Source organism: Streptomyces sp. NA02950, from assembly GCF_013364155.1.
Taxonomy (GTDB): domain Bacteria; phylum Actinomycetota; class Actinomycetes; order Streptomycetales; family Streptomycetaceae; genus Streptomyces.
In genome coordinates, this window is the sequence record NZ_CP054916.1 from 8,841,866 (window position 1) to 8,857,649 (window position 15,784).

Consider the following 15,784-nt stretch of genomic DNA (forward strand, 5'->3'; position numbering starts at 1 on the left):
ACCGACCCTATCCGACCCGGCTCTCCGGTCCGCCCCCCTCCGGCCTGCGCTTTCCGTCCTCGGCCCGGGCCGTCCGCAGGGCCTCGCGCGAGCGCTCCAGACGGATCGGCAGATCGCGCACCCGCTGCCCCGTCGCATGGTGGAAGGCGTTGGCGATCGCCGCCGCCGAGCCCACGATGCCCAGCTCGCCGATGCCCTTGCCACCGACCGGATTGGGGCTGTTGTCCCGCTCCTCCAGCCACGCCACCTCCAGCTCGGGCACATCGGCGTGAGCGGCGATGTGATAGCCCGCGAAGTCGTGGTTGGCGAAGTCGCCGAAGACCGGATCGACCTCCCCGATCTCCAGCAGGGCCATCGACAGACCCATCGTCATGGCGCCCAGGAACTGCGAGCGCGCCGTCTGCGGATTGATGATGCGTCCGGCCGCGAACATCCCCAGCATCCGGTCCACCCGGATCTCACCGGTGTCACGGTCCACCCGCACCTGGGCGAACTGGGCGCCGAAGGTGTGCCGGGACATCTCCGGCCGGTTGCCCAGGTCCTCGGTGGTGTCCTCCCGCACCTCCAGACCCCCGTCCGGGACCACACCACCGTAGGCGTCCAGCTCCTTCAGCAGCGCCCGGCACGCCTTGTCCACCGCCCAGCCCCAGGACGCGGTGCCCAGTGAGCCACCGGCGAACGGGGCCATGCCCAGGGACGCACGGCCGATCTCCAGCCGCAGCCGCGACGGCGCAATGCCCAGCGCGTCCGCCGCGACCTGCGTCATCGCCGTACGGGCGCCGGTGCCGAGGTCGGCCGCGCCGATCCGGACCAGGAATGTCCCGTCCGGCTCGGCACGCGCGAGCGCGGAGGAGGGGAAGGTGTAGTCGGGGTGGTGCGAGGCGGCCACCCCGGTGCCCACCAGCCAGCGCCCCTCACACCGGACCCCCGGCGCCGGATCGCGCCGCTCCCAGCCGAACCGGGCGGCTCCCTGGCGCAGACACTCCACCAGGTTGCGGCTGCTGAACGGCTTGCCGGTGTCCGGGTCGAGCTCCGGCTCATTGCGGATCCGCAGCTCGATCGGGTCCATGCCCAGCTCTTCGGCCAGTTCGTCCATGGCCGACTCCAGCGCGAACATGCCCGGGGTGTGGCCGGGGGCGCGGAACCAGGCCGGTGTCATCACATCCAGCGGCGCCACCTTCACCGTCGTCCGGGCGCTGGGCGCGGCGTACATCATCCGCGACGAGGTCACCGTCTGGTCGGCGAACGGCACCAGCCGCGCCCGCTGCTGCACCGACTCGTGCTCGATCACCGTCAGCCGGCCGTCCCGCTCGGCGCCGAGCCGCACCCGCTGGATCGTGGGCGCCCGGTAGGGGATGAGCGCGAACATCTGCTGCCTGGTCAGCGCGATCTTCACCGGCCGGTCCACGGCCCGCGCCGCCAGCGCGGCCAGGACCGCGGGGGAGCGCGGAATTCCCTTCGACCCGAAACCGCCGCCGATGTACTCGGCCACGACCTCCACCGCGCCGTCCTCGAGCCCGAAGAGCCCGGTCAGCAACTGGGCGCTCATGAACGGGCCCTGGTCGGAGTTGTACAGGGTCAGCCGGTCCTCGTCCCACAACGCGATCGTGGAGTGCGGCTCCATCGGGCTCACATGCTCCACCGGTGTGGTGTAGACGTGGTCGACGCGGACCGGGGAGGCGGCCCACGCGGCGTCGGTGTCGCCGCGCTCCACGAAGCCCGGGGTGCCGTCGGTCACCGTCTCGGGGATCTCGGCGGCCTCGTCGTCGGCGCGCAGCACCACATCGTGCGGCTGCTGCTCATAGCTCACCCGCACCGCCGCGGCGCCCTCGCGCGCCGCCTCCAGCGAGGTGGCCACCACCGCGGCCACGATCTGGCCGTGGTACGCCACCTCGGGGGACTGGAGCACGAACAGGTCCGCGCCCACCTCGGCCTCCGCGTTCAGCCGCGGGGCGTTCGCGGAGTCCAGCACCGCCAGCACACCCGGCCGGGACAGCGCCGGAGCGGCGTCCACCCCGGTCACCCGGCCGCGGGCGACGGTGGCCTGCACCGGCCACACATAGCCGACGTCCCGGGTGGGGAACTCATAGGCGTAGCGCGCGGCCCCGGTCACCTTGTCCAGGCCGTCGACCCGGGTCATCGGGGCGCCGACCGTCCGCTCGATGGTGGTCATGCGCGGTCCTTCCTCGCGATGAGGTCGCGGATGCCCGCGACGATGAGATCCACGGTCAGATCGACCTTGAAGGCGTTGTCGGGGAGCGGGCGCGCGGCGGCCAGTTCGGCCCGCGCCGCCTCGCGCAGCGTCTCCTCGTCCGGCCGCCGTCCCCGCAGCCGCTCCTCGGCGACGCTCGCGCGCCATGGCCGCGGCGCCACTCCGCCGAGCGCGATCCGGACATCCGTGAGTGAGCCGTCGTCGGCGACCGACACCGACGTGGCCACGCTGACCAGGGCGAAGGCGTACGACCAGCGGTCCCGGACCTTGCGGTAGCGCATCGCAGCGCCGGGCGGCGGCGCGGGCAGTTCGACGGCGGTGATCAGATCGCCGTGCTCCAGGACGGTCTCCCGCTCCGGGGTGTCACCGGGCAGCAGGTACAGCTCGGCCACCGGCACGGTGCGGGTGGCACCGTCCACCGACCGCAGATGGGCCACCGCGTCCAGCGCCACCAGCGCCACCGCCATGTCGGACGGATGGGAGGCCACACAGTGGTCGGAGGTGCCCAGCACGGCCAGATCGCGGTGGGCGCCCTGAACCGCCGGACACCCCGTCCCCGGCTCACGCTTGTTGCACGGCTTGGTCACGTCCTGGAAGTAGACGCAGCGGGTGCGCTGGAGCAGATTGCCGCCCACCGTGGCGACGGTGCGCAGCTGCCCGGAGGCGCCCGACAGCAGGGACTGGGACAGCAGCGGGAAGCGAGTCCGGATCCCCGGGTCGCCCGCCAGATCGCCGTTGCGCACCGTGGCGCCGATCAGCACCGAGCCGTCGTCGCGGTGCTCGATCCGGTCGTACGGCAGCCGGGACACGTCCACCAGCAGTCCCGGGTCGGTGACCCCCAGCTTCATCAGGTCCACCAGATTGGTGCCGCCGCCGAGATAGGTGGCGTCGGGCCGCTGCGCGATCAGCGCGGCCGCCTCCTGGGCGTCGCCCGCGCGGGCGTACGCGAACTCCTTCATCGCGCGCCCCCGGCCGTGCTCGTGGTGGCGGTGTCGGTGCCGGGTGCGCCCGCGGCCTCCAGGACGGCTTCCACGATTCCGTTGTACGCGCCGCAGCGGCACAGATTGCCGCTCATCCGCTCGCGCACCTCCTGCGCGTCCAGCTCCGTCACGTCGGCCACGCCCGCCGCGGTGTCCTCGGTGACATGGCTCGGCCAGCCGCGCCGGGCCTCGTCGAGGGCGCCGATGGCCGAGCAGATCTGACCCGGGGTGCAGTAGCCGCACTGGAGCCCGTCGTGGTCGAGGAAGGCCCTCTGCACGGGGTGGAGTCCGGTGCCGCCGTCCAGCTCCGCCACGCCTTCGATCGACACGATCTCCCGCCCCTCGGCGGCCACCGCGAACATCAGGCAGCTGTTCACCCGTTCGCCGTCGATCAGCACGGTGCAGGCACCGCACTGGCCGTGGTCACAGCCCTTCTTCGTGCCCGTCAGACCGAGCCGCTCGCGCAGTACATCGAGCAGCGTCGTCCGGTTGTCGATGGTCAGAGGGTGGGCCGTGCCATTGATCCGCAAAGTGATGTCACTGCTCGGTGAGTGATGTGAGAGGCTCATACATTGAATGTATCAACGTCTTACATCGGGTGCGAGGAGAATGGGGTTCCATGCGAGATGTCGTAGCTCAGATGCACCGGTGGTGGCGTGAGGGCGAGCCCTTCGCCCGTGCCACGGTGGTCGCGACCTGGCGCTCCTCGCCGCTGCCGCCCGGTACGAGCATGCTGGTCGGACCCGATGGCTCCGCGGTGGGCAGTGTCTCCGGCGGCTGTGTCGAGGCGGCCGTCTACGAACTGGCCCAGGAGGTGACCGCCGGAGGCACCCCGGTGCTCCAGCGCTACGGGGTCAGCGATGACGACGCCTTCGCGGTCGGGCTGACCTGCGGCGGCATCATGGATGTCTTCGTGGAACGTGTCGACCCCGATGCTTTCCCGGAGTTCGGGGAAGTGGCCGAGGCGGTGGCCGCCGGGGAGCCGGTGGCAGAGGTGACCTGTGTGGCCGTCACCGGCCCCGATCCGGACGGGCGGCTGGGACGGCGGCTGGTGGTCCGGCCCGACGGCACCTCCGGCTCACTGGGCTCGGCACGGCTGGACGCGGCCGTCACCGAGGACACGCGCGGACTGCTGGCGGGCGGCCGCACCGGCACCCTGGCCTACGGCTACGACGGCACCCGCACCGACGAGGAGCTGAGCCTGTTCGTGGCGGTCCACGCCGCGCCGCCCCGGATGCTGGTCTTCGGCGCCGTGGACTTCGCGGCCGCGATGGCCCGGATGGGCGTCTACCTCGGCTACCACGTCACGGTCTGCGACGCCCGGCCGGTGTTCGCCACCGAGCGCCGCTTCCCCGAGGCACACGAGGTGGTGACCGACTGGCCGCACCGCTATCTGCGCGCCGAGGCGGAGGCGGGCCGGGTGGACGAGCGCACCGTGGTCTGTGTCCTCACCCACGACCCCAAGTTCGATGTGCCCCTGCTGGAGGAGGCGCTGCGGCTCCCGCTGGCGTACGTCGGCGCCATGGGCTCCCGCCGCACCCACGACGACCGGCTGCGGCGGCTGCGCGCCACCGGGCTCGGCGAGGACCGGCTGGCCCGGCTCGCCTCACCGATCGGCCTGGACCTGGGCTCCCGGACCCCCGAGGAGACCGCGGTCAGCATCGCCGCCGAGATCATCGCCGACCGCTGGGGCGGCAGCGGCACCCGTCTCACCTCGCTCAGCGGCCGGATCCACGGCGACCGTCCGATGTCCTCGGCGGCCGGAGGCTGAGACGGTGTCACCGCCGTTCCGGGCGGTGGTCACAATGGTCTCCGACCGATGGGCACATGGACGCAGGAGGACACACCACCACCGTGGAGACCGCCCACAACACCGACGACAGCACAGACACCCCCGCGGACGGCACCGCCACCCCTGAGGACTACACTGTTCCGCCGAAGACCGGCTGGCGCCGCTGGGTGATGGACACCCGGCCACTGCGCCACCGCCCCTACCGGCGGCTGTGGAGCTCCACGACGGTCACCGCGGTCGGCAGCCAGCTGACCGCCGTCGCCGTGCCCAAGCAGATCTACGACATCACCGGCTCCTCGGCCTGGGTCGGCTACGCCAGTTTCGCGGGACTGCTGCCGCTGGTGGTCTTCGCGCTGTGGGGCGGGGTCATCGCCGACCGCATGGACCGGCGCACCCTGATGCTGATCACCAACGCGGGCATCGCCGTCACCTCGGTGCTCTTCTGGGCCCAGTCCTTCGCCGGGCTGGACTCCGTCGCGCTGCTCATGGTGCTGCTCGCCGCCCAGCAGGGCTTCTTCGGGATGAACTCCCCGGCCCGGCAGGCGTCCATCGCCCGTCTCGTCCCGGCCGACGAACTGCCCGCGGCCGGTGCGCTCCAGTCCACCGTGGCCCAGACAGGCATGATCGTCGGCCCGCTGCTCGCGGGCGCCCTGATTCCCGTGCTCGGGCTGCCGGTGCTCTATCTGACCGACGCCATCGCGCTCTGCGTCGCGCTGTGGGCCGTCTGGCGGCTGCCCGCGATCCCGCCGCTCACCGAGCCCTCGGGGGAGGGGACCGACGGGGCGAGGCGGCGGGCCGGATGGCGGGACGTGGCCGACGGCTTCCGCTACATCGCCAACCACCGGATCCTGCTGCTGTCCTTCCTCGCGGACATCATCGCCATGGTCTTCGGGATGCCCCGGGCCCTGTTCCCGCAACTCGCCGCACACACCTACGCCCCCTGGGGCGAGGGGTTCGCGCTCGGACTGCTCTTCGCCGCGATCCCCCTCGGCGCGGTGACCGGCGGACTGATGTCGGGCACCTTCTCCCGGGCCCGCCGCCACGGCCTGATGGTGACGGCCGCCGTGGTGGCCTGGGGCGTGGCCATCACCGGATTCGGGCTCAGCGCCAATCTGTGGTGGGCGGTGGCGTTCCTGGCGCTGGCGGGTGTGGCCGACATGGTGTCCATGGTGTTCCGCGGGGCGATCCTCCAGTCCGCGGCCACCGACGACATGCGCGGCCGGATGCAGGGCGTGTTCACCGTGGTGGTGGCGGGCGGTCCACGCGTCGCCGACCTGCTGCACGGCACCGTCGGCTCCCTGATCGGCGCGCGCGCCGCGGTCACCGCGGGCGGGCTGCTCGTCGCCGTCGGCACCCTGGGGCTGGCCGCCGCCGTGCCCTCCTTCCGGCGCTACGCCGCCTGAGCCGGTCCCGGCCGTGCACACCCCCATCTGGCGGAGGTGTGCACGACCGGCACCGCTCAGGCCGGGCGCTCGCCGCGGTCCCCGCCCCAGAGCGTGTGGAACGAGCCGTCGCGGTCGGTGCGCCGGTAGGTGTGCGCACCGAAGAAGTCCCGCTGCCCCTGGACCAGAGCCGCCGGCAGCCGCTCGGAGCGCAGCGCGTCGTAGTACGCCAGCGCCGCCGAGAACCCGGGAGCCGGTACGGCCAGCTCGGCCGAGGTGGACACCACCCGCCGCCAGGCGTCCTGCGCCGCGCCCAGCGCCTCGGCGAAGTACTCGGCGGTCAACAGGGTCACCGGCGTCCGCTCCTGTGCGTACGCCTCGGTGATCCGGTTCAGGAACCGCGCCCGGATGATGCAGCCGCCGCGCCAGATCCGCGCCACCGCGCCCGGGTCGATGTCCCAGCCGTACTCCTGGCTGCCCGCCTGGATCTGGTGGATGCCCTGCGCGTACGCCACGATCTTCGACGCGTACAGCGCCTGCTCGACATCGTCGGCGAACCGCTCCGCCGCCGCGCCCGTGAGCCCCTTCCCCGACGGACCCGGCAGCCCCTGCGCCGCGTCCCGCAGATCCGCGTGGCCGGACAGCGAACGCGCGAACACCGCCTCCGCGATCCCGCTCACCGGAACGCCCAGGTCCAGCGCGGTCTGTACGGTCCAGCGGCCGGTGCCCTTCTGCTCGGCCTGGTCGAGCACCACATCCACGAAGGGCTTGCCGGTCACGGCGTCGGTGTGCGCCAGCACCTCCGCGGTGATCTCGATCAGATACGACTCCAGGCGCCCGCCGTTCCAGGTGCGGAACACCTCCGCGATCTCGCCCGGTGCCATGCCCAGAGCGCGCCGCAGCAGGTCGTAGGACTCCGCGATCAGCTGCATATCGGCGTACTCGATACCGTTGTGCACCATCTTCACGAAGTGTCCGGCCCCGTCCGGGCCGATGTGGGTGCAGCAGGGCGTGCCGTCCACCTTGGCGGAGATGTCCTCCAGTAGCGGGCCCAGCGCCTCGTACGACTCCTTCGAACCGCCCGGCATGATGCTCGGGCCGTGCAGCGCGCCCTCCTCGCCGCCGGAGATGCCGGAGCCGACGAAGTGCAGCCCGCGCTCGCGCAGCGCGGCCTCACGGCGCCGGGTGTCCTCGAAGTGCGCGTTGCCACCGTCGACGATCATGTCGCCCGGCTCCAGCAGCGGCGCGAACTCCTCGATCACCGCGTCGGTCGGCGCCCCCGCCTTGACCATCATCACCAGGCGCCGCGGGCGCTCCAGCGACGCCACGAACTGCTCGGCCGTCTCGGCGGGCACGAAGTGGCCCTCGTCGCCGAACTCCTTCACCAGCGCCCTCGTCCGCGCGGGCGTCCGGTTGTGCACGGCCACCGTGTGGCCGTGCCGGGCGAAGTTGCGGGCCAGATTGCTGCCCATCACCGCCAGTCCGGTCACACCGATGTGAGCCTGCTCCGCCATGGTTGGCCACTCCTGCCTGTGTCTGTCGTCGTCTCGGATACGCGCCGTGCGCACAGCGTCCCGGGTACCCCGCCCGGCCGCCACTCACGACGCGGAAGAGCACGGCCCCGGACCATGGATACGAGGGCCGCCGTCCCCCGCGGACGGTGCCCTCGTATCCATGAGCGGACGGAATCCGCTATCTCGGCATCTCGGACGCGGTGCCGTTCACGGTTCCGGTGGCCCGGGTGGGGCGCTCCAGGATGCCCCGGGCGTCGGCCGGCGCCGACTCACGGACCGGGACCGGCTGGGGCCCGGCCGGGGTCTCCGCGGACCCCGACCCCGTCCCGCTGCCGTGGGGCGACGAGGTCGAGCCGTTGATCTTCTCTATCGCCTGCCGGGCCTGCTCACCGGGGGAGCGGGCGGCGAGCGGCGCCGGTGTGTGGCCCGCGCCGGCCGCGGGCTGGCTGCGCTCCTGGGGGTGCTTGGCGTGGGCACCCGGGCCGAACTGGTTGCGCAGCCGGTGGCTCACCGACTCGTCCAGGCTCACCGGACGCCCCAGCTGGGCAGCCAGCCGTCCCGCCTCCTGACCGAGCGCGGCGACGACCTCCCAGGGCAGATGGAGTTCCAGCCGGACTTCTGCCTCTCCGTCGGGGAGGGCTTGGATGGGCGGGTTGAACCGGTCGTTCATATGCGGTCCTCCGGTCTCGATCGTCCTGCGCGGCGCGACGCGCGCCCCGCTGCCAGGACGCGCCCACCCAGGCATACGAGGAACCGGCTCGTCCCGTTCATCCGAGCCGAAGACGCGTCAGGTCTTACTGAGCAGGATCGTGATCGTCGCCAGGATGGCCGCCAGCACCAGCGCCGCCACCCCGTAGACCAGCCGCTGCGAGCGCAGCCCGGGAAGCAGCGCGTCGATGGAGATCCGGCCCGCGCCGCTCAGCGCGAGTCCGGCCGCGCCGACGCCGATGAGCAGCGGAAACTCAAAGCCGCCGAACAGGCCGAGCTCCCAGGACGCGGCCACGGCGTTCGCCATCGTGCCCGCGACGGCGGCACCGGCGAGCGGGGTGATCAGCCCCACCGCCAGGGCGAGACCGCCGAAGGTCTCGGTCAGTCCGCAGATGACCGCCATCGCCTTCGGCGCGGGATAGCCGAAATGCGCGAAGGCCACGGCTGTCCGGTCGACCCCCAGACCGTCCCACCAGCCGAACAGGTGCTGGGCGCCGCGCGCGGCGACGATCAGACCGACGCCGAGACGCACCACCAGCAGACCGACGTCATGGGCGGTGAGCACGGCCGCGGTGGACCGGGAGGCGTGGGCGTGGGCATGGCCCGCGTCCGGTTCCGGTGAGGCGGCGTTCTCGCGGTGAGAAGAAGACATGGCGCCCTCGTCTGGTCGGGCCCGGCGGGCTCGCCGAGCCGGATGTGCGATATGCACCTTAAGTACTTTTTATTCCACCACGCGAGTGGCTTCAATCCGTCCCCGGCGTCCGCCCCACCGGAGGGCGGCCGACATGGCATCCGACCGGGCCTCCCCAGGCCCCCGGGAACCCGTACCGCCGAGCGATGTGGTTGCCCTGAGCAACCGGCTCTGAGCGGCGCCGCCCCGCCCTCAGTCGCCGGTCCGCGTACGCCGCCGCCGGGACGGGAGCCCGGGCAGGCGCCGTCGAGACCGGAGCCCGAGGAGCAGAGCACCGGCCAGACAGCAGAGCCCGGCGTCTGTCAGCGCGCCGCCCAGGGCCCGGGCCGACACCGGCGCGCCGTACGGTCCGGCGACCGGACCGCACAGCGCCACGCCCAGCCCCGCCGCGACGGTGATCACCGTCTTGGTCACCCCCGACGCCTCACCCGCGCGCTCGGGCGCCACGGCCGTCTGCGTGGCGATCAGCGTCAGCGCGTTGGCCACCCCGAGGGCCGCTCCGCACACCGTGGCCGCCGAGATACGGCCAGGCAGCGTCGGCACCCTGGACACCGCACCCAGCCCCGCCGCGCCCAGCCCCAGACACCACGCCATCGCCCGCACCGTGCCCGCCCGGGGAATCCGTCCGGCCACCGGACCGGCCAGGGCCATCGCCGTCGCGGGGGCGAGGAACACCGACCCCGCCACCGCCGACGACAGCCCCCACGGCCCCTGGAGCGCCAGCGGCACCATGAACAGGAACACCACGGTGGCGGCATTGGCCACCGCCCCGGCCGCCGTGAGTGCCACAAACCGCTCGTTGCGGAAGAGTCCGAGCCCCACCAGCGGGTTCGCCGCCACCCGCTCGCATCGCACGAACACCACGAGCACCACGACGACCAGCGCCAGCGTGACCGCCGTAGGGCCCGAGAGCCATCCCCACACCGGCCCGCGGTCGACGAGGAGCGCGAGCCCGGCCACCGCCGCGGTGACCGTGACCAGTCCCTTGCCGTCCACGGTCGGCGGCGCCGCGGAGTCCCGCGAATCCGCCGCCCGCGCCGCCCACACCGCGGCCACCAGCGCCACCGGCACATTGACCCAGAACACCGCCCGCCATGACAGCGCCTCGGTCAGCACACCGCCGAGGAACGGACCGCATGCGGTGGCGGTGCCTCCGGCACCCAGCGCCCACCCCAGCGCCCGGCCGCGCGACGCGGGCGGATAGGCGTTCGTCAGCAGCGCCAGCCCCACCGGCATGGTCAGCGCACCACCCGCGCCCTGCACCACCCGCGCGATCACCAGCACCGGCAGTGACGGGGCGAGCGCGCACCCCAGGGACGCCACTGCGAACACCACCAGACCCGCCGTCAGCAGCGCACGCCGCCCCAGCAGATCGCCCAGCCGCCCCGCGCCCAGCATCAGCGCACCCGCCGCCAGCAGATATCCGCTGACCACCCAGGACAGCCCGGCACCGGTGACCCCGAGATCGCGGGCGATCCCGGGCAGGGCCGGATTCAGCGCGAACGCGTCCAACTGGACACAGAACACTCCCGACGACACGGCCACCAGCGACCGCCGTCGCGCGGCAGGACCGCCTTCTTCCGCCATCACTCACTCCTCGGCACCCCCAGGGACAGGACACAATGCGGGGCTGAAGGGAGAAGAGCTGACAAGAGAAGAGAAAGCGGTGTGAAACGGGGCCGGTTACGCCCGTGAGGGAAACCGCGCTCGGTCAGTGGCGGAGCGGCAGCCGGTGCAGATCCACGGCGGTGAGCCGTCCGGCCTCGATCGCCGCTGTCATGAACGTACAGTACGGCTGTCTGCGCCGGTCCGTGGGGGAGCCGGGATTGAGCAGCCGCAGCCGCCCGTCGTCGGTGGTGGAGTCCCACGGGATGTGGCTGTGGCCGAACACCAGCACATCCAGACCGGGGAACCGCTCGGCGCAGCGCCGCTCCCGCCCCCGCGCCGCCCCGGTCTCGTGCACCACGCCGAACCGCAGCCCCGCCAGCTCCACCCGGGCCACCTCCGGCAGCCGCGCCCGCAGTTCGGGACCGTCGTTGTTGCCGTACACCCCGATCAGCCGCCGCGACCGCGCCTCCAGCAGATCGAGGGTGGCGGTGTCGACCCAGTCACCCGCGTGGAAGACGACATCGGCGTCCGGGAGTTGCTCCAGCAGCTCCCGGGGAAGCGCCTTGGCGCGCCGGGGCAGATGGGTGTCGGACATGAGGAGGAGACGCACGGGGTGACCGTATCGTGCGGATCAGCGCTCCCGCCGTCACCCGGGGTGAAATAGTGTGCCAAGCGAATCGATGCACGGGAGGTGACGATGGCGGACACCACGGGGGGCCGGTATCCTCGGCCGCCGGTCTCGGCGGCCGAGGCCGAGTGGGTGTGGCGGCTGCTGTCGGTCCAGGCGCTGGAGGAGGGCGCCAAACCGGAGACGGTGCGGCTCGCGGTGGTGGTGGGGCTGGCCCGGGCCAGTGGCGCCCGTTACGGGGGCCTGTTGCGCTGCCGGGTCGGGGCGCTCGATCTGGACGCCGGGTGGGTGACGCTCGAACACGGCAAACACCGTGTCCCGCGCCGCCACGGCCTGGACCGCGGCACGGTCCTGGTCCTGCGCCGCTGGCTGGGTGTCCGTCAGGAACTCTGCGCAGAACTCGAGGGCTCGGTGCCGGACGCGCTGCTGCTGACCGTGCACCACACCCATGACCACGGGGTGACGGTGGCGGCCGGGCTGCCCATCACCCGGCAGGGGCTGGTGCTCTCCTGGCGCCGGTTCGCCCATCGCACCAACGCCACCTACGCGGCCCGGCGGCCCCCGCTGCCCACCCGCTTCGAACAGGTCCGCCGCGCCTGGGACACCTGAGCCCCGGCCCCGGACACCTGGGGGGCGGGACCGCCCACGCGGCCCCGCCCCCACCGCCGACTACGCGGCCCCGCCGACTACGCGGCCGAACCCGACGCCACCGCCACGGCCCGAGCGGCCACGGTGAAACGCGCCTGTGCCGTCGCGCCGTTGACCTTCACCGTGAGCGTGGCCGCTCCCGGGCGCAGCGCGGTGAGTGTGCCGCTCACCGGGTCGTAGGCCGCCACATGACGGCGCCCGGCGTGGGACGGATCGCCGATGAACACGTTGGGCGATCCGCTCCAGTCGGCGCTGACCGGGAAGCGGACCGGCACCCGTCGGGCGGTGGGTCCCTCGCCCTGGATGACGTCCGCCGTCACCGCGGCGTCCTGCCCGGTGCGCAGTTCGGCCGGGGCGGTCACGGTCAGCCCGTCCACATGCGGCCGGGTCTGGACCGACACCCAGTCGGGCCCGCCCTTCCAGGGTGTCCGGCGGGCCTGCGCCCACTCCTTCGGCGGGACATGGTCGACCCCGACCATCGACCAGCCGGTGAAACCGCCCCGGTCGGCCGAGGAGGACGGGTACTTGCCCGAGTTGCCGTTGATCAGATACGGGACCCCGTCCACCCGTGAGGCGTGGAAGGTGCCGACATGGCTGCCGATGAACGCCGCGCCCTTGCCGGTGGTCCGGCGGAAGTCGGCGAGCCAGTTCTCCAGCAGCGCGGCCTCCTTGCGGTCGCTCAGTCGGCTGCCCTGCTGCGGGGTGGGATCGCGCGGCGGAACGTGCTCGATCACCATGACCGAGCCGACGCTTCGGTCGTGCGATGCGGCCTCCAGCTGGGCACGCAACTCCTTGATCTGGTCGAAGCCACCGCCGCGCAGCCCGAGGCTGGAGGTGTCGAGGGTGATGAAGCGGGTGCCCTGGTGGTCGAAGGTCCGGTGGGCGGGCCCGAACTCGGCCGTGAAGTTGTCGATCCGGCCACCCATGACCTCGTGGTTGCCCGGTACGTAGTACCAGGGCACGGCGTCCCCCAGCTCCTGGGTCAGCACCGTACGGGCGAAGGAGAGATCCTCGGGCGAACCCTCGTCCACCAGATCCCCGTTGATGACCAGGAAGTCGGGCCGGGCCGCCTTGATCTCCCGCAGGGTGCGCCGGGCCTGGGCGACGATCGGGCTGTTCGGTTCACGGGCCACGAACTGCGCGTCCGACATCACGGCGAACCGCCAGTCCCGCCCCCCGGTCCGGGCCGCCGTGCTGATCAGCGGATCCGGATGGGCCTTCTCCGCGGGCAGTTCGACGGGAGGTGGCACCTGTGCGGTGAGGTCGTCGATAACGATGCCGCCGGTGTACTGGCGGGCCGGGCCGGTCTCGGCGAGATAGAAGCGGTTGACCGTCAGTGGATAGGCGATCCCGGCCGGTACGGTGAAGTCGACATGTCGCCATCCGGTCCAGGTCACATACGGGCCGCGCAGCAACTGGTCCGAGCCCGCCGCGTCCTTGAGGTGCAGCGTCGGCCACGCCCCCGTGCCGTCCCCCTTGATCCACAGGCCGAACGACTGCGGCTGGCCCTCCACGTCGATCGGCCGCGGCGGGGTGACGTAGGCGGCGCGGGTGGCGGTCGACTGGGTGAAGTCGTACCTGAGCTTCAGCCCGGTGCCGGTGTGGCCCTCGGGAGTGGCCTCGGCCGAACCGGAGGCGCGGGCCTGGCTGAACGTCCACTGGCCGGCGTCGTCGAAGGCCGCCTCCTGCCGCTCACGGAGACCGGCGGTGACGGCGAGCACCGTGCTGGTGTCCCCGGCCCGGACCGTGACCCGGCCCGCGACCTCGTCGCCGCGTGCCGTGACGGTGAAGGTGCCGGTCGCCGGATCCGGCGTGATGGTGAACAGCGCGTGGTCGTAGTCGAGGTGGACGTCGGACGGTTCGACGGGTGCGCTCGCGCCGTGCGCGTCCAGGCCGACGATCCCGAAGCGGCCGGTGGCCTCGGCGTCCGCCAGCCCCAGCAGCCGGGTGGTGGGCCGGATCCGGTCCAGGCGGTCCAGCACGGTGAGTTTCAGCGCGCCGTGGGCCGACCCGCGCCGGGCGGTGACCGTGGTCGCGCCGCCGCGGCGGGCGGTGAAGGTGCCGTCCGCGGAGACCCGGCCGACGCCCGGGTCGGCCGTCCGCCAGTGCGGCGCGCCCTTCGCGGGACCGTAGGTCTCGTCGTATCCGGCCGCGGTGAGACGGCGGGTCAGCCCGGGGAAGACACGCTCGGGGTGGCCGCCGCGGACCGGGTCCACGGTAGGCGCGTCGAGGGCATCGGCCATCGTCCCCACCCGGAACCCCGTGAGCCGTCCGCTGCCGTCGGGGGCGGTGAAGGCGAGCCCGTTGGGCACGGTGCGCTCGCTGCCGTCGGAGGGGCTGTTCTCCACCTGGGCCCGGTCGCTGCCGGGTTCGCGGGCCACCAGGGTGGACGAACCGCCGCCGTCGAGGTTGAGCGCGCCGTAGGAGCCCGCCTCCTTCATCATCAGGCCCAGTTCGGTGAGGGTGACCCCGCCGCTGTCGGCCTGCCGTCCGTCGACGGTGATGATCTGCATACGGCGGCCGTCCCGGGAGAAGCCGACGGCCGTGCGCGGGGCCGCGGTGTTGTTGCCCTCGCCCTCGTGGCCGATCGGTTTCCCGTCCACGACCAGCAGTTCCCGGCCGCTGACCGCGGTGCGGGGGAGGTCGCCGTCGGCGGCGCGGGGCCGGTACTCCATCGTCACGCTGTCGCCGACGGCCAGTGCGGACAGCTCGTCGGCTCCCGCGTCCCGGCCCACCAGCAGAGTCGTACCGGCGGGGATGGCGCCCTTGCCGGGGGCCGAGGCGGCCCGGCTGACCTTTCCGTCCACGACGGCCACCTCCGCGGTGCGCCGTGCGCCGTCCACGGTCTGGGCCCGGTCGGCCTCGCCCCACTGGGCGTTGTACGCGCCGATGCCACTGGACGGGACGTTGGCCGCGTTGAGCGCGGCCAACGGGTGGTCGCCGTCCGGGAGGGTGAGGGTGCCGTCGAAGTAGAGCTGGAGGAGCCGGCCCGCCGCCTGCGGGCCGATGCCGACGGCCTTGCCCGGGCCCGCGGCGGACGCGGAGTTGACCACGTGGCCGTCGTCGATGCCGATGCCCTCGGGGGCCCCGGTCTGGTTGATGTCGAAGAAGTCACCGTTGATCGCGGCCACCGTGCGGCGGCCGGGTCCGGCATCGTGCGCTGCGGCCAGCTCGGAGACGGGTAAACGCTTGGTGACCTTGTCCGGGTGCAGATAGTCGACCCTGGACCCGGCGGTGAGATCCACCGACAGCGAGTCGACCCGCAGCCACTTGTCGGACTCCAGCCGGTCGTACGAGGTCAGCTCGACCCCGGGGGCGACGGGACGTGAGGTGCGGGCGGTCTGCAACCCGTCCCCGTCGGCCACGGACGTGGTGTCCGCTGCGCCCTTCTCGCCCTCCGCGGCGGCGGGCGGGGGCGGTGCGATCGGGCGCAGCATCTCGGCCGCGTCGCGGGCGAAGGGTTCGGGGGCCGGGGCGCGGGTGTCATCGGCGGCGGCAGGCCCCGCGGCGCCCGCCACGAGGGCGGAGACCGCGGCCAGAACCGCCAGGGGTCTGGCGAACGCGACAGGAGGCATGGCAACTCCCTGAGGCCATGGGACTCGCGTGGTTCACACGCACAGC

Annotated in this window: 12 protein-coding genes; 3 read left to right on the plus strand and 9 right to left on the minus strand. The window is 73.0% G+C overall.

Translation table 11 applies throughout. From position 1 onward, the window contains the following. Nucleotides 1-7: 7 nt before the first annotated feature. From HUT19_RS38035 to HUT19_RS38045, 3 genes are read right to left on the minus strand one after another with little or no spacing between them, the layout of a single operon-like run. On the minus strand, nt 8-2,173 hold the full coding sequence (locus HUT19_RS38035; RefSeq protein WP_176185387.1) for a xanthine dehydrogenase family protein molybdopterin-binding subunit: 2,166 nt from the start codon (nt 2,171-2,173) through the stop codon (nt 8-10). Then, complete coding sequence (locus HUT19_RS38040; protein WP_176185389.1) at nt 2,170-3,171, minus strand: xanthine dehydrogenase family protein subunit M; 1,002 nt, start codon at nt 3,169-3,171, stop codon at nt 2,170-2,172. Before HUT19_RS38040 ends, HUT19_RS38035 begins: the two co-directional genes overlap by 4 nt. Beyond that, the gene (locus HUT19_RS38045) at nt 3,168-3,761 is read right to left on the minus strand and encodes a 2Fe-2S iron-sulfur cluster-binding protein (protein ID WP_176185391.1); all 594 of its coding nucleotides are present in this window, start codon (nt 3,759-3,761) and stop codon (nt 3,168-3,170) included. The genes HUT19_RS38040 and HUT19_RS38045 overlap by 4 nt, the downstream gene beginning before the upstream one ends. Before the next feature lie 50 nt (nt 3,762-3,811). On the opposite strand from HUT19_RS38045, the gene HUT19_RS38050 reads away from it, so the two are divergent. After that, nucleotides 3,812-4,963 (plus strand): XdhC/CoxI family protein, encoded by a 1,152-nt coding sequence (locus HUT19_RS38050; RefSeq protein WP_176185393.1) that lies wholly within the window; start codon nt 3,812-3,814, stop codon nt 4,961-4,963. 56 nt (nt 4,964-5,019) lie between these two features. Next, a complete protein-coding gene (locus tag HUT19_RS38055) occupies nt 5,020-6,387 on the plus strand; it encodes an MFS transporter (protein WP_254886011.1) in 1,368 nt (455 codons plus the stop codon). A gap of 56 nt (nt 6,388-6,443) precedes the next feature. Here the strand turns inward: HUT19_RS38055 and gndA are convergent, their stop codons facing one another. From gndA to HUT19_RS38080, 5 genes are all read right to left on the minus strand, one after another. Then, the gene (gene gndA, locus HUT19_RS38060; protein ID WP_176185395.1) at nt 6,444-7,880 is read right to left on the minus strand and encodes an NADP-dependent phosphogluconate dehydrogenase; all 1,437 of its coding nucleotides are present in this window, start codon (nt 7,878-7,880) and stop codon (nt 6,444-6,446) included. 178 nt (nt 7,881-8,058) lie between these two features. Next, nucleotides 8,059-8,550 (minus strand): hypothetical protein, encoded by a 492-nt coding sequence (locus HUT19_RS38065; RefSeq protein ID WP_176185397.1) that lies wholly within the window; start codon nt 8,548-8,550, stop codon nt 8,059-8,061. A gap of 117 nt (nt 8,551-8,667) precedes the next feature. Continuing rightward, nucleotides 8,668-9,240: a DoxX family protein gene (locus HUT19_RS38070; protein ID WP_176185399.1), complete on the minus strand. Its 573-nt coding sequence runs from the start codon at nt 9,238-9,240 to the stop codon at nt 8,668-8,670. Nucleotides 9,241-9,471: 231 nt separating this feature from the next. Then, complete coding sequence (locus tag HUT19_RS38075; protein WP_176185401.1) at nt 9,472-10,866, minus strand: MFS transporter; 1,395 nt, start codon at nt 10,864-10,866, stop codon at nt 9,472-9,474. 124 nt (nt 10,867-10,990) lie between these two features. Next, the gene (locus HUT19_RS38080; protein WP_176185403.1) at nt 10,991-11,497 is read right to left on the minus strand and encodes a metallophosphoesterase; all 507 of its coding nucleotides are present in this window, start codon (nt 11,495-11,497) and stop codon (nt 10,991-10,993) included. Nucleotides 11,498-11,584: 87 nt separating this feature from the next. On the opposite strand from HUT19_RS38080, the gene HUT19_RS38085 reads away from it, so the two are divergent. Next, entirely contained in the window at nt 11,585-12,124 is a 540-nt protein-coding gene (locus HUT19_RS38085; RefSeq protein ID WP_176185405.1) for a tyrosine-type recombinase/integrase, read from the plus strand. 77 nt (nt 12,125-12,201) lie between these two features. Here HUT19_RS38085 and HUT19_RS38090 read toward each other — a convergent pair whose 3' ends face one another. Further along, on the minus strand, nt 12,202-15,738 hold the full coding sequence (locus HUT19_RS38090) for a phosphodiester glycosidase family protein (RefSeq protein ID WP_176185407.1): 3,537 nt from the start codon (nt 15,736-15,738) through the stop codon (nt 12,202-12,204). Nucleotides 15,739-15,784: the final 46 nt, after the last annotated feature.